Genomic DNA, 13,443 nt, shown 5'->3' on the forward strand with positions numbered 1-13,443 from the left:
TCTATTTAATGATTTTCTAAAAAACATCGCGCTTTTGAAATTGAGGAGGCTTTTCAAGCTATCTCTGTCGTGTTAGAATAAATGAGATGTTAAAAGAGAGGATTTTGAGCGATGAATCAAATGAAAATAGAAGAGGTACTTGCTCCCATTCAGATGCTTTTTGAGGAGCCTTTGGCCAATTATACCTATACTAAAACAGGTGGACCAGCAGAAGTCCTTGCATTTCCAAAAGATAAAGATGAAGTGAAACAGATTGTTGATTTTGCTCGTGAGAACAACATTTCTTGGCTAGTTTTAGGCAATGCAAGCAACCTCATTGTACGAGATGGTGGTATTCGAGGAATTGTCATCATGTTGAATCGTTTAGATCAAGTGATGGTACTGGAAAATCAGGTGACTGCTTTAGCAGGGGCTAAATTGATTGATACGTCTTACGAAGCCTTAAATCATACTCTTTCTGGATTGGAATTTGCGTGCGGCATTCCTGGTAGTATTGGTGGGGCTGTGTTTATGAACGCAGGAGCTTACGGTGGGGAAATCGCCCATGTACTTGAGTCAGCAGAAGTTCTTCTTCCAGATGGGACGATTCGTACGTTTACAAATCAGGAACTGGATTTTTCTTATCGACATAGCGTTGTACAAGAAAATCATGGAGTGGTGTTGAGCGCTACTTTTGTCCTTGAAAAGGGTGAAGCACAGAAGATGAAAGCGCAGATGGATGAATTGACTGATTTGCGAGAGTCCAAACAACCGTTGGAGTATCCTTCATGTGGTAGTGTGTTTAAACGTCCAGAGGGCCATTTTACCGGCAAATTAATTCAAGATGCGGGTTTGCAAGGGCTTATCTGGGGAGGAGCGCAAATATCAGAAAAGCATGCGGGATTTATTGTTAATATCAATCATGCTACCGCAACCGATTATATTGAGTTGATTGCACATATTCAAAAGGAAATACTTGCTCAATTTGGTGTCGTATTAGAAACTGAGGTCCGAATTATTGGGAATGAAGTGTTTAACTCTGAGAAATAAATGGAGTTGATTTTGCGGCCGATGAGCACTCGAATACTAATAGCCTAAGACATAACTTTTAAGTTATGTCTTAGGCTATTTTTTTTCCAAGTATATTATTTGCATATAAATATTTTATATGTTTATAATGGCTTTAGGGAATATTTTATGAACGGAGGAGGGGTTGGATGAAAAAGGTAAATAAAGTTAGTTTATTTTGTATAGCACTTATAGGGATAGTTGTTTCGCTCTTTTCTTTTACAGCAACACAGAGTGCTAGTCCGTTTAATGTGATATTTTTGCCATTAACGCAGTATCAATATATCGGTGAATATGTGACGTATTTCGTATTTTGGGCTTCGATTTTGCTATTTGTTTATTTTATTGTTTTATTACTGATAAGTTTATTTGCAAAAAAGAAAGAAAAAGAATTTTTATTGAAAAATTCAGAAGGGCAGTTGGTGATTCAAGCTGCTGCTATTCGCTCATTGGTGAGGCAACAAGCAGAAGAGCTTCATTTTTTACAAAACCCACAAGTTAATGTTAAACTCTCAAATAAACGTCAAAAAATTAGTTGTAAAATTTCTGGATCTGCTTATTCAATGTCGGATCTTCCAGGAAAAAGTGAACGATTATCAGACAAAGTAGAACATCTCTTAGAAAATATGTTAGGGGTTCATAGTGAGAATGTAGACTTGAACGTGCTAGTCAAAGCCAAACCCAAAGCCAAAAAGGAAGCAACAAAAAAACAAGGGACGAGAGTGGTTTAATAGAAAGGGTTGATGAAAGACATGGAATCATTATTTACACAATATAAAGAGCGTGTCATTGGCTTATTAATCGGCTTTGTTCTGGCTCTTTTACTAGTAATATTTGGATTTTGGCAAACAATTTTGGTTATCATTCTGTCAATGATTGGGTATGGTGTTGGTTATTGTAAAGAGCGTCACCTTTCATTGAGAGATATAATAAATAAATGGATACAAAGGGGAGAAAATTGATATGGTAGAAACAAATAAACAAGTACAAAATACTGAAATTAAAGGTGAATTAACCTTTGAAGACAAAGTAGTTCAAAAAATTGTTGGAATCGCGCTTGAAAAGGTAGAAGGCTTACTAACTGTAGACGGAGGCTTTTTCTCAAATCTTACACAAAAACTTGTTGATACAGATGATGTAACAAAAGGTGTAGATGTCGAAGTCGGCAAAAAACAAGTAGCGGTAGATTTAAATGTAGTCGTTGAATATGGCAGAAATATTCCAGAATTATTTGATTCTATTCGTAAAGTCATTAAAGAAAACGTTAAAAAAATGACTGGTTTAGAAGTTGTCGAAGTCAACGTCAATGTTATTGATGTAAAATCAAAACAACAACACGAAGAAGATTCTGTAAGTTTGCAAGAAAAAACATCAGAAGTACTAGATAACTCTGCTGATAAAGTGAAATCTACATACAATTCAACCAAAAAAGAAGCAAAGAAAAAATTGGATGAAAATCGCGTTCAATAAAAAAAAGCTTGGACATCTAGATGTCCAAGCTTTTTTTATTTAGGTGGCTGTAAAGAAGTAGCTGAAAATAAGGCTTTGACAATGAGTGGTGTAATGATTGCTGCTGCAACCATCTCTGGAATTCCATTGACAATAACTAGTGCGCCGAGTGTCTTAGCTAATGCACTTGGTACAACTTGATACATGTTGGCTACTTGACTGGTATAGAGTAGCCCCATCATGAGCAGAACGAGTACTGTATTGGTCAACGTTCCAAGTATGCTTGAAAAGACAGAGGATAGTGCTACTTTTTTTGTTTTTTTATAAAGCAAACGGAAAGTTCCTCCCGCAACGAGTCCGACTAATACACGTGGGATAACCGAGACCAGTGGGTTGGTAAAAACAAGTGTGTCGATTGGTGTACTTGGCGAAACATAAGCACGTATCATTGTACAAATTCCCCAGACCAGTCCAATAAACATGCCATCGCCTACTCCAAGGACAATAGCTGCTACGATCACGGTAATGTGAATAATTGTTAGGCTGATGACGCCTAGTGGGATAAATCCAAGAAAAGGAATCATGGCTTGAATAATGATAATAGCTGTTAGGATGGCGCGAATGGTCAAACGAAAAGTTTTGTTTTGCTTTGTCATTTTTATCTCCTTCGACGTTCAATGTACATATAAAATACTTTTTTTAAAGATTCTTGTCAAGAATCAGGCTTAAAGGATTATTTTTTTTTAACGTATTTATTTAAAATAGGGAGACTCGCTCCACAAACGAGCCCTGCCACGATAGCCTCAGCAAGTCCATTTGTTAAGACAATAGATAAAATAGCCTTGAGCAAAAGAGCAGTTGAATGAATGTTTACGGCCTGTGCGTAATGCTCTCTAAATAAGATGAAGATAAAAGACATGACGAGTATGGTATGGAGCATGGTACTAAATAGGCCAATCAAAAAGAAACGCGTTTTTATAAGATGAGCATCTGCCTGCCATAATTTTTTTGCAGACTGATTGAGATAGTAAGGAAAGATTCCTAATAAAATTCTTGGTATAAATGCGACGATGAGTGCAAGTACGCTACCATGTTGCGTGCCAATAACTGGGATAAATGGAGAAAAAACAAAAGACAAAAGGGTCGGCGACATCGTATTGATAGCCAAACTACAGCATCCAAAAGCAACACCCATTAAGGACCCTAAACGTGGACCAAGTAGAATAGAAGCCATAATTACGGGGATATGAATCAACGTGGCCTTGATAACTCCGAGCTGGATAAACCCAAAAGGACTAAAGGCTAAAAATAAAAGAATCGCAAGTAAAATAGCGGTAAAGGTCAAATGACGAGTTTTCATAATGATCTCCTGTGGAATTTTTATAGTGGTAATAGTGCCTCAACAGTCGCAAGTATGGTGTCAAGGTCGGCTAGGGCTCCTTTGCCGTAATCCCCGCAAGCCAATAAGCTCTCCTTGGGCTCAATTATTTGGTAATCAAAGGATGCTAAAGTCTGCAAATTATGTTGAACAATAGCCTGTTGATACATAGTAGTGTTCATCGCAGGAGCAATAAGCTTGGGGATATTTGGTAGTGCCAGTGCGGTAGTAGAAAGCATATCGTCTGCAATGCCGTGAGCTAACTTTGCAAGGATGTTAGCACTGGCTGGTGCGATGATGAATAAATCACAAATTTTGGCTAAGTCAATATGTTGAATTTTGCTGGCCTCCTCCTCTACTAGAATATCTGTATGAACAGGATTTTTAGAGAGTGTTTGTAGCGTCAGTGGTGTAATAAATTTGGTAGCACTATCTGTCATAAGTACATGGACCAAGTAGCCCTTTTGGGTTAGTTGACTAACTAAATCAGCCGCTTTATAAGCAGCAATACTACCGGTTACACCTAGTACGATTGTTTTCATAGATGAGAAACAACTCCTTTTTATTTTGAATAAATTTTTTGGAAAATACTTTGCGCAATTTCTTCTTTTGTCCAACAGTGTTGAGTATTTCCTTCTGCGTCTAAAATCCACGCATGATGCTCCTTGCCATGGATTGTTTCTAAATCATTGGCAACAACATAATCACAATGGTTTTTTAGGAGCAGCTGGTTGGCCACTTTGACTAAGTGTTCATCCGATGTGCCAACTAAAAGTTTGAAACCCACCAGTATGGTTTGCGGTTGTAAGCTTTTAATTGCTGAGATGATTTTGGGTGTTTGTTCCAATGCTAAAAATAGATCTGCGGATTTTGAACTTATTTTTTTCGGTAAAGCGTTAGGAGTAAAGCTTTGATAGGATTCCTTGAACCAATCCAACAATTGTGCGCTCGTTTTATCTGCTAAGTGTGCGCTTGCTCCCAGTTGGGCAAAATGTTGGAACAAATCTTCTGAAGGAAAAGATTGTGTGACAGTATAATCGCTTACCGCCATGCTATGAATGACTGCATCAAATTTCTCTGTCGTCAAAAGATGCTCTAACTGTGCTTTAAGGTCAGTAACAGAATCAATAAAAATGACTCGTGCACGTGTATCTACTGGGTATTGCGCTTGTTTGGAGCACAGGTAGGTCAGTTTGGTGTCTGTTTGTTCCAAAAAGACAGATGCGATAATTTTTCCTAGACGTCCTGTTGCATGATTTGAAATATAGCGAACAGCATCAATTTTTTCGCTTGTTCCACCTGCAGTTATTAAAATATTCATGGTTAGTTCCCTTCTATATAATACCTCAGTTTTAATTAGTAATTAAACAATAGAAATTCCAATAAAAAAATTGGCAAAAGACTTGAAAAAGTTTTAGAAAAACGATACACTGACAATGTTTTCTTAAACAATTTGTTTACTATTAGTATACTACAGATTGCTTTTGTTTAGTATAAATAAAGATAAAGAGGCGAGTCAAGTGAATATCGGGGAAAGATTAAAAAACTTAAGAGTGCAAAAAGGGCTCACTCAAGAAGAACTTGGGGAACGGACAGATCTAACCAAAGGCTACATTTCACAAATTGAGAGAAATCTTAGTTCTCCTTCAATGGAAACTTTTTTTTCTTTACTAGAGGTCCTTGGATGTGAGCCGACGGTTTTCTTTCAAGTCAAAAAGCAAGAACAACGAGTCGTTTATGGTCTAGAAGAACGGACTTGTTATGTAGAAGAGGAAAAAAATTATAAAATTGAGTGGTTAGTACCAGAGTCAAATGAAAATGAAATGGAACCTATATTGTTAACATTTGAAAAAAATGGGGAGTTCAAACAGTTTGCTCCTTCTTTATCCGATACGTTCGCGCTTGTTCTAAAAGGCCGTGTAGAAGTTAGGCTAGGGCACAAGTCTTACTATGCTCAAAAAGGGGAAACCATTTATTACCGTGCAAAAGAGCAACACCAAATCTTCAATCGGCAGCAAGGAGAAACCCAAATGATCCTGGTTGCAACAAATTCGTATTTATAAAGTAATTAACGGGGGGAAGTAATAAAAGTGAAAAAGGATATAAGTAAAATTATTGAGTTTCATCATGTCATGAAAGAGTACGACGGAGAAATTGTATTAAAAGATATCAACTTTGAGATTGAACAAGGAAAATTTTACACGCTACTAGGTCCATCTGGATGTGGAAAAACGACGATTTTACGTTTAATCGCTGGATTTGCAGAAACAAATAATGGGGATATCCTTTTTGAAGGCAAGCGGATAAACAACATCCCCGCAAATAAACGCCGGGTGAATACGGTTTTTCAGGACTATGCACTATTTCCACACTTGAATGTATTTGAAAATGTGGCATTCGGATTAAAACTAAAAAAAATACCAAAAAAGGAGATTGCACAAAAAGTCCAAGATGTCTTAAAAATGGTTCAGCTCTCAGGTTTCGAAACCCGTGAAATCAGTGAAATGTCTGGTGGACAAAGGCAACGTGTGGCCATTGCGCGTGCACTTGCAAATGAGCCAGAAGTGTTACTTTTGGATGAGCCACTTTCTGCACTTGATTTAAAGCTTAGGACCGATATGCAGTATGAATTACGCGAGCTTCAAAAGCGTTTGGGGATAACGTTTATTTTTGTGACACATGATCAAGAAGAGGCTCTGGCTATGAGTGATGAAATTTTTGTATTGAACAAAGGAGAGATTGTTCAAAGTGGTAGTCCTGTCGATATCTATGATGAACCGATTAATCGCTTTGTCGCTGATTTTATTGGCGAGAGTAACATTGTCGCAGGAGTGATGGTGGCAGACAATCAAGTGAAAATCGGAGAAAGCGTATTTGAGTGTGTCGATGGTGGAATGAGAAAGAATGAACCAGTAGAAATTGTTCTTCGTCCAGAGGATTTGACGATTACTACGAGTGAAAAAGGGAAATTGAAAGTCAGAGTAGATACGCAAGTTTTTAGGGGCGTGCATTATGAAATTATCTGTCAGGATGTCCAGGGAAATGAGTGGATGGTTCATTCAACCAAAAAGGCACAAGAGGGTAGTGAAGTTGGGCTGTTCTTTGAACCAGAAGATATTCATGTCATGCGTTTTGGCGAATCTGAGGAAGAATTTGATGCTCGTTTAGAAAGCTACGAAGAAGAGTAGGAGGCACTTATGACAAACACAAAAAGAATTTATTCCATTCCCTATATCCTGTGGCTGCTTTTATTCGTAGTAACTCCGGTTCTTTTGATTATCTATCAGTCTTTTTTTGGAATGAATGGGCAGTTTACGCTGGAAAATTATCATGCTTATTTTACATCTGGAACATATCTAAGAATGACGCTAAATTCGGTGTGGTATGCGTTTTTGATTACAGTTTTAACGTTACTCATCAGTTACCCAGCAGCCTACTTACTGAATAAAACCAAACATAAACAGCTCTGGCTGATGTTGATTATTTTACCGACATGGGTCAATTTGTTATTAAAAGCCTATGCCTTTATCGGTATTTTCAGTATCAATGGGAGTATCAATGAGTTTTTATCCTTTGTTGGGATTGGACAACAGCAAATTTTGTTTACCGATTTTAGTTTTATTTTTGTCGCAAGTTATATTGAGATTCCGTTTATGATTATGCCAATTTTTAACACACTAGAAGAGCTGAATCCTTCGCTTGTTAGTGCCAGTCGAGATCTTGGTGCAGGTAGCTTTGAAACGTTTAGACGGGTAATATTTCCACTTTCTTTAGCGGGTGTGAAAAGTGGAGTTCAAGCGGTCTTTATTCCATCATTAAGCTTGTTCATGTTAACTCGATTGATTGGTGGAAATCGAGTCATTACACTTGGTACAGCCATTGAAGAGCATTTCTTGGTCACACAAAACTGGGGAATGGGTTCGACAATTGGGGTGGTACTCATTGTGGCCATGATTGCAATCATGATGCTGACGGGTGAAAAAAGAAAAAAAGGAGGACATAAGAAAAAATGAGAAAAAAATGGCGTTGGTCGAATATCTATTTGCTGCTAATTTTTGCGTTACTCTATATTCCGATTTTTTATCTAATTTTTTATTCGTTTAACAAGAGTGGTTCAATGACCCACTTTGAGGGGATAACTCTTGAACATTATCATACATTGTTTGAAGATACTCGACTCCTTGGAATTGTGATAGTTACATTTCTGCTTGCTTTCTTATCTGCGTTAATTGCGACATTGATTGGCACATTTGGGGCTATGGCAATTTATTATACGAAGAAAAGACAAATGAGAACGACCCTACTTAGCTTAAACAATATATTGATGGTTTCTCCAGATGTCATTATCGGAGCCAGCTTTTTGATTTTCTTCACATTTTTAGGCTTAAAATTAGGATTTTCGTCTGTTTTGATGGCGCATATCGCTTTTAGTATTCCGATTGTCGTTTTAATGGTGTTGCCTAAATTACAAGAAATGAATGATTCGATGATTGATGCTGCGAGAGATTTGGGTGCAGGAAATTGGGCCGTGATACGTAAAGTAATCTTCCCGTACATTGCACCAGGAATTATTGCGGGTTATTTCATGGCGTTTACGTATTCACTCGATGACTTTGCCGTTACTTTTTTTGTGACAGGAAATGGTTTTTCTACACTTTCTGTCGAGATCTATTCTCGGGCACGTCAAGGAATTAATTTAGAAATCAACGCACTCAGTACCCTGCTTTTCCTTTTCTCAATGCTCTTAGTGATTGGCTATTATTTTGTGAGCCAAGATAACTTAACCAAAAAACAAAAGAAACGGCGAAAAGAGCAAAGCGAGGTGGCCGATTTACTATGAAAAAACTCCAAACATTATTGATTGGGATTATCAGTATTATTTTGATTTTATTCGTATGTAGCCAACAGTTAAAAAAATCTCAAGGATTCTCAAGTGAGAACACCGTTACCATCTACAATTGGGGAGACTATATTGATCCAGACCTAATTAAAAAGTTTGAAAAAGAAAGTGGTTATAAAGTTCGCTATGAAACATTTGATTCTAATGAAGCGATGTTTACTAAAATCAAACAAGGTGGAACGAATTACGATATTGCAATTCCTAGTGAATATATGATTCAAAAAATGATGGACGAAAAGATGTTAGTGGCATTAGATAAGTCAAAAATTAAGGGCTTGAGCAATATTGATCCACGTTTCTTAAATTTGTCTTTTGATCCAAACAACCAATATTCGATTCCTTATTTTTGGGGAACTTTGGGGATTATCTACAATGACAAGTTTGTTTCAGCGGATAAAATCAAACATTGGAACGATTTGTGGCGACCTGAACTAAAGAACAATGTAATGTTGATTGATGGTGCAAGAGAAGTTATGGGACTTGCCCTAAATAGCGAGGGGCAATCTTTAAATAGTACCAATCATACGCAATTGCTAGAGGCTAAAAATAAATTGAATTTGCTAACGCCAAATATCAAAGCAATCGTTGCCGATGAGATTAAGATGTATATGGTCAATGAAGAAAGTGCCGTAGCGGTTTCTTTTTCCGGCGAAGCAGCAGAGATGCTTGAGAACAACGAGCATTTGCATTATGTCATTCCAAGTGAGGGATCCAATCTATGGTTTGACAACATTGTCATGCCTAAAACGGTTAAGAATAAAAAGGGCGCGTATGCCTTTATTAACTTTATGCTAGAGCCCAAAAATGCTGCGCAGAATGCCGAATATATCGGCTACTCTACACCGAATCAAGCAGCCGTGAGTTTGCTTCCAAAGAAAATTACAGCGGATAAGCAATTTTATCCTGACGATCAAACAATGGCAAATCTAGAAGTATACAAAAATCTTGGCAGTAAAAATCTTGAGCGGTACAATGATTTATTTTTAGAATTTAAAATGTATCGTAAATAGGGTGGAAAACTCAGTAAAAACGGGTTAAATCAACAAATATTCAGGAGAGTAAGCTACTGTTTTTACTGTCAGTTTTCCAAAATCCTACCAAAAGCGACGATTTCGTCGCTTTTTTTTGAGTTTTCTACCAGAGATTTCTGGCTAGAAAGCTTGATGTGTATAGGGTTAAGCACATATATTTTTTTAAGAGAAAATCATTATTTAAAAAAATTGTTAAAAATTGCTTTTTTGTTAGAAAAAGGGAGGTAAAAACATCTACTTGAAATGCTGAAAATGTTAGAAATAAATATTTAGATTTTTTCTAGTTAATAATGCTGTATCCTGTGAATTTTATCAAATTTAGTTAGTTTTTATTTCGTCTTATATTATTTTAACTAAGAAATTAAGGATAATTTTGAGAAGTGTATTGGTGACATAATATTATGAGGTAGAGTAACTACTCAAATATGTAAGATTTCATATTGAAATGAGAAATTGTACTTTGTCTCTTTATCATTGTTTCACCACCTTGAAATAAAAGATTTATTCATCAAAATTTTTAACGTAAGATTTTGACTCGAAAAAAATTAGATATAGTGAATTTATATATATTTCCTATTATTGTGAAATTTATTGAGAACGCATTAAACTAACAAAAATAAAGACAATAAGCTAGTATTTTTTTATTAGATAATTTTAGTATGCAAGCTATAAAATTTTATTTCACATCGTTAAGGTTTTAACATGATTTTTTATATAAAATATATTTTTATTATTTAAAATTTAGTTTATGTTTTGTTTCTATCGATCATTATTTTATATTTAAATTTATTTTTTGTATAAATTTATTTGTTTTTTTATTTAACATATAGTATAATATTTATTTATTAGGAGGTGATAAGTATGTTTAAAAATAACAAAAAAATTGTGAAATCAGAAATTAATAATATTTCTGAAAATCAAGCTTCAAAAGAGAAAAATGGAGTATTTGATAGAGCAGTTTTTTCAAAAGGTGACGGCTGGAAAATAAAATCTTAGACGGTAATAGCCCTTACTCGAAGAGTAAGGGCTATTTAGGAGGCAATTATGGAATTTAATAATAAATTATTTATCCTACGAAAAGAGTTTTTTGGCGGGTTGTTAGTTAATAAATCTAATCTAACTAGGTACGAAATTAATAAGTATGATGCTTACTTTTTAGAAATATTATCAAAAGGTAGTTATGAGGTCAGTGAGGTGGTTCAATGTATAGAGGAACACTTCAGTATTGATTACTATCCCAATGTAGAAAAATTTATAGAGATGGGAGTGTTATTGGAAGGAGAAAAATCTTATAAAATAAAAAAAGAGCATTTACCCATCTATGTAGAAAATTGTGATAAGCCTAAATATCTTTCTTATCCTTTTGAAATTTCAATATATCCATCATTGCAGTGTAATTTGAAGTGCTCATTTTGTTTTCTTGGAGATAAATTGAATAAACGATATGCTGAAAAGAGTGCTACTCAGTGGTTTGATTTAATTAAACAAGCAACTCAAGATGGTTGTCTAAGTATTTCTATTTTGGGTGGAGAGCCGTTATTATATTATGATATTTTTAAACTAGTCAATTATTTAGAGAATGCAAAAATTAGAACATCTATGACAAGTAATGGACTGTGTTGGAATAAGAAAATGATAAATTTTATTCAGACATCTCAGTATGTCACGCCTATTTTTTCTATTCAAAGCTTAGGCTTATTTAATAGGGATGTAATGGGGAGGAATCATAATATCCAGCGTTGGGTAAGTACTGTGACAGAGATTAGTAAGTATAAAAAAGTAAGAATAAATACTGTATATCTTGGGCAATCAATTGACGATTTGAAGTCTATTGTAGATTTTTGTTATAAAAATAATGTAGAGAAGTATTCATTAGCCTATCAATATGATATTAATTCAGATTGGACGAGCTTTAAAGCACTTATTGATGTTCAAGATGAGCTTGAGAGATATATAAGAATGTCACAATATGATAATTTAAATTTTTGTGTAGAAGGATGCATGATTTATAGTACTTATAAGAATTTAGATGGGAGTATTGTAACATCTGAATATCAGAAATTAACGTATGGGTGTGAAGCTGGGAATAGTAGGCTTGAAATTCTTCCAAATGGTGACTCGTTTCCTTGTATTTCTTTTTTGGATAAAGACCTTTCTTGTGGGAACGTTTTTGATAGTAGTATAAAAAAAGTGTGGGACGATTCAGCACTTCTAAGTGAGATTCGGTATGGTAAAACCGAAGATGAAAAATGCTTAAAATGTTCCTTGGTTCATTTTTGTAATGGTGGATGTCCTATGGTAAATTTATCTAAAAATCAAAAAATGTTTGGGGAAGGAGACCCAAGATGTTTAATCAGAAAAGAAAGAAAAGGTTGAGTTTAGAAATTCCAACCAACGTTAAGTTGATCAATTGGATTCGAATATTGAAAGCGACGGTGTTACTTTGGCCGGTGATTACATTGATCTATCTGTCCAAAGGTCTTTCGTTTTTAGAAATCGGAACGCTGAATAGTATCGGCAGTTTAATTATTGCTTTTTTGGAAGTACCGTTAGGCATGGTTGCTGATCGTTTGGGGAGAAAGCGAAATTTTATCATTGGCCAAGGTTTAACGATTGTGTTTTTAGTGGTCTTATTTTTGAGTCGTCATTTTTTTGAGATCGTAGTGGCAGAAGTCATTTTTTCGGTTGCTACTTGTTTTATCAGTGGAACTGATACTTCAATTGTATATGATTCCTTAAAATATGAGAAAAAAGAAAAAGAATATGGAAAAATTCTGTCAAGTAACAGTAGTGCCGTTATCTTCGTCTCAATCTTTGTCGCGATTATTGCGACCTATGCTTACAGTAAAAATCGGAACTATATCTACTTATGGTCACTGTTAATCTATACAATCGTATTTTTGAGTAGTTTTTTCATTAACGAAGAGGCAATTTATAAAGAAGAGAAAAAAGCGAAAAGTGAAACAGAGAAAAAAACAATCAAACATCATTTATTCACCATGCTGTCAACATACAAAACATTTATTTTCGTTTCATTATTTTCAGCGCTGATCATTCTTTTAATTAGTAATTTGTATCAGTTTAGTTCTCCTATTTTAGTAAGAAATGGCATGCCGGTTGAGTTTACAGGGTATATTATAGCATTATCAAAAATTGTTTCTATCCTGTTGCTTAGAAATAGTGATCAGATTATCAATTTGATTAAAAATAATGTGTTTATTTTTTTAACATTAGTTTTAGCCTGTTTATTAGCAGGATTATTGTTTGTCAACGGAATGATTTACTGGTCCATTTTGATATGTTTATCCTTTTCAATCAGTGATTTTTTGCAACCAATCATTAGTAAACAACTGAATGAGTTAATTGATTCTCATAACCGAACAACTATGCTCTCTATTACGAGCTTATTAGATAATGCCTTCTTTACGGTAGGTGATCCAGTAGTTGGATATGGAATTGATAAAGTCGGTTATAATAAGACTTTTGGAATTTTTGGTGTGTTACTATTCTTGAGTTTTCCAATCAATCAATTAGCTAAAAAGAAGAGAACCAAGTCATAGTGTGGTTCCACTCAATAGATAATTTTTTTAGTGGAATGCCTTTTTAGAGGCAAAGTTTATGTGAGTTTCAAGAATTAC

16 protein-coding genes are annotated in these 13,443 nt (G+C 35.1%); 12 read left to right on the top strand and 4 right to left on the bottom strand.

Annotated features, from left to right (window positions below):
- Nucleotides 1-111: 111 nt before the first annotated feature.
- From murB to CBF30_RS07860, 4 genes are all read left to right on the top strand, one after another.
- The gene (murB, locus tag CBF30_RS07845; protein ID WP_126824788.1) at nt 112-1,029 is read left to right on the top strand and encodes a UDP-N-acetylmuramate dehydrogenase; all 918 of its coding nucleotides are present in this window, start codon (nt 112-114) and stop codon (nt 1,027-1,029) included.
- 167 nt (nt 1,030-1,196) lie between these two features.
- The gene (amaP, locus tag CBF30_RS07850; protein WP_126824791.1) at nt 1,197-1,778 is read left to right on the top strand and encodes an alkaline shock response membrane anchor protein AmaP; all 582 of its coding nucleotides are present in this window, start codon (nt 1,197-1,199) and stop codon (nt 1,776-1,778) included.
- 12 nt (nt 1,779-1,790) lie between these two features.
- Nucleotides 1,791-2,009 (top strand): DUF2273 domain-containing protein, encoded by a 219-nt coding sequence (locus tag CBF30_RS07855; protein WP_126824794.1) that lies wholly within the window; start codon nt 1,791-1,793, stop codon nt 2,007-2,009.
- A gap of 1 nt (nt 2,010) precedes the next feature.
- Nucleotides 2,011-2,517 (top strand): Asp23/Gls24 family envelope stress response protein, encoded by a 507-nt coding sequence (locus CBF30_RS07860; protein WP_126824797.1) that lies wholly within the window; start codon nt 2,011-2,013, stop codon nt 2,515-2,517.
- A 35-nt stretch (nt 2,518-2,552) separates the two neighbouring features.
- Here the strand turns inward: CBF30_RS07860 and CBF30_RS07865 are convergent, their stop codons facing one another.
- The 4 genes from CBF30_RS07865 to CBF30_RS07880 all read right to left on the bottom strand — a co-directional run bounded on the left by CBF30_RS07865 (nt 2,553) and on the right by CBF30_RS07880 (nt 5,195).
- Nucleotides 2,553-3,152: an ECF transporter S component gene (locus tag CBF30_RS07865; RefSeq protein WP_126824800.1), complete on the bottom strand. Its 600-nt coding sequence runs from the start codon at nt 3,150-3,152 to the stop codon at nt 2,553-2,555.
- 77 nt (nt 3,153-3,229) lie between these two features.
- Entirely contained in the window at nt 3,230-3,856 is a 627-nt protein-coding gene (locus tag CBF30_RS07870) for an ECF transporter S component (protein WP_126824803.1), read from the bottom strand.
- A 20-nt stretch (nt 3,857-3,876) separates the two neighbouring features.
- The gene (gene coaC / locus CBF30_RS07875) at nt 3,877-4,416 is read right to left on the bottom strand and encodes a phosphopantothenoylcysteine decarboxylase (RefSeq protein ID WP_126824808.1); all 540 of its coding nucleotides are present in this window, start codon (nt 4,414-4,416) and stop codon (nt 3,877-3,879) included.
- Nucleotides 4,417-4,436: 20 nt separating this feature from the next.
- A complete protein-coding gene (locus CBF30_RS07880; RefSeq protein WP_126824811.1) occupies nt 4,437-5,195 on the bottom strand; it encodes a phosphopantothenoylcysteine decarboxylase domain-containing protein in 759 nt (252 codons plus the stop codon).
- A 199-nt stretch (nt 5,196-5,394) separates the two neighbouring features.
- Here CBF30_RS07880 and CBF30_RS07885 point away from each other — a divergent pair, with 199 nt between their 5' ends.
- From CBF30_RS07885 to CBF30_RS07915, 8 genes are all read left to right on the top strand, one after another.
- Nucleotides 5,395-5,937 carry a helix-turn-helix domain-containing protein gene (locus tag CBF30_RS07885; RefSeq protein WP_126824814.1) on the top strand — a complete coding sequence of 181 codons (543 nt, stop codon included), beginning with the start codon at nt 5,395-5,397 and terminating at the stop codon, nt 5,935-5,937.
- Between the two features lie 69 nt (nt 5,938-6,006).
- A complete protein-coding gene (locus CBF30_RS07890; protein ID WP_126825544.1) occupies nt 6,007-7,062 on the top strand; it encodes an ABC transporter ATP-binding protein in 1,056 nt (351 codons plus the stop codon).
- Nucleotides 7,063-7,071: 9 nt separating this feature from the next.
- Complete coding sequence (locus CBF30_RS07895) at nt 7,072-7,887, top strand: ABC transporter permease (protein ID WP_126824817.1); 816 nt, start codon at nt 7,072-7,074, stop codon at nt 7,885-7,887.
- Nucleotides 7,884-8,714 carry an ABC transporter permease gene (locus CBF30_RS07900; RefSeq protein ID WP_126824820.1) on the top strand — a complete coding sequence of 277 codons (831 nt, stop codon included), beginning with the start codon at nt 7,884-7,886 and terminating at the stop codon, nt 8,712-8,714. The genes CBF30_RS07895 and CBF30_RS07900 overlap by 4 nt, the downstream gene beginning before the upstream one ends.
- The gene (locus tag CBF30_RS07905) at nt 8,711-9,784 is read left to right on the top strand and encodes an ABC transporter substrate-binding protein (protein ID WP_126824823.1); all 1,074 of its coding nucleotides are present in this window, start codon (nt 8,711-8,713) and stop codon (nt 9,782-9,784) included. Before CBF30_RS07900 ends, CBF30_RS07905 begins: the two co-directional genes overlap by 4 nt.
- Nucleotides 9,785-10,666: 882 nt before the next feature.
- A complete protein-coding gene (locus CBF30_RS12080; protein ID WP_281273604.1) occupies nt 10,667-10,801 on the top strand; it encodes a hypothetical protein in 135 nt (44 codons plus the stop codon).
- A gap of 48 nt (nt 10,802-10,849) precedes the next feature.
- Entirely contained in the window at nt 10,850-12,181 is a 1,332-nt protein-coding gene (locus CBF30_RS07910) for a radical SAM/SPASM domain-containing protein (RefSeq protein ID WP_126824827.1), read from the top strand.
- Nucleotides 12,151-13,365, top strand: a complete 1,215-nt coding sequence (locus CBF30_RS07915) for an MFS transporter (protein WP_126824830.1) — start codon at nt 12,151-12,153, stop codon at nt 13,363-13,365. Before CBF30_RS07910 ends, CBF30_RS07915 begins: the two co-directional genes overlap by 31 nt.
- Nucleotides 13,366-13,443 lie beyond the last annotated feature (78 nt).

Origin of the sequence: Vagococcus entomophilus, from assembly GCF_003987595.1 — a bacterium.
Classification (GTDB): Bacteria; Bacillota; Bacilli; order Lactobacillales; family Vagococcaceae; genus Vagococcus_E; species Vagococcus_E entomophilus.

Excerpts from the sequence above, each read along its gene's own strand:
- CBF30_RS07915 (WP_126824830.1), top strand. The coding sequence starts at position 12,151 with ATGTTTAATCAGAAAAGAAAGAAAAGGTTGAGTTTAGAAATTCCAACC.
- CBF30_RS07865 (WP_126824800.1), bottom strand. The coding sequence starts at position 3,152 with ATGACAAAGCAAAACAAAACTTTTCGTTTGACCATTCGCGCCATCCTA.
- CBF30_RS07870 (WP_126824803.1), bottom strand. The coding sequence starts at position 3,856 with ATGAAAACTCGTCATTTGACCTTTACCGCTATTTTACTTGCGATTCTT.
- CBF30_RS07895 (WP_126824817.1), top strand. The coding sequence starts at position 7,072 with ATGACAAACACAAAAAGAATTTATTCCATTCCCTATATCCTGTGGCTG.
- murB (WP_126824788.1), top strand. The coding sequence starts at position 112 with ATGAATCAAATGAAAATAGAAGAGGTACTTGCTCCCATTCAGATGCTT.
- CBF30_RS07880 (WP_126824811.1), bottom strand. The coding sequence starts at position 5,195 with ATGAATATTTTAATAACTGCAGGTGGAACAAGCGAAAAAATTGATGCT.
- coaC (WP_126824808.1), bottom strand. The coding sequence starts at position 4,416 with ATGAAAACAATCGTACTAGGTGTAACCGGTAGTATTGCTGCTTATAAA.
- CBF30_RS07855 (WP_126824794.1), top strand. The coding sequence starts at position 1,791 with ATGAAAGACATGGAATCATTATTTACACAATATAAAGAGCGTGTCATT.
- CBF30_RS07910 (WP_126824827.1), top strand. The coding sequence starts at position 10,850 with ATGGAATTTAATAATAAATTATTTATCCTACGAAAAGAGTTTTTTGGC.
- CBF30_RS07905 (WP_126824823.1), top strand. The coding sequence starts at position 8,711 with ATGAAAAAACTCCAAACATTATTGATTGGGATTATCAGTATTATTTTG.
- CBF30_RS07890 (WP_126825544.1), top strand. The coding sequence starts at position 6,007 with ATGAAAGAGTACGACGGAGAAATTGTATTAAAAGATATCAACTTTGAG.
- amaP (WP_126824791.1), top strand. The coding sequence starts at position 1,197 with ATGAAAAAGGTAAATAAAGTTAGTTTATTTTGTATAGCACTTATAGGG.
- CBF30_RS12080 (WP_281273604.1), top strand. The coding sequence starts at position 10,667 with ATGTTTAAAAATAACAAAAAAATTGTGAAATCAGAAATTAATAATATT.
- CBF30_RS07900 (WP_126824820.1), top strand. The coding sequence starts at position 7,884 with ATGAGAAAAAAATGGCGTTGGTCGAATATCTATTTGCTGCTAATTTTT.
- CBF30_RS07860 (WP_126824797.1), top strand. The coding sequence starts at position 2,011 with ATGGTAGAAACAAATAAACAAGTACAAAATACTGAAATTAAAGGTGAA.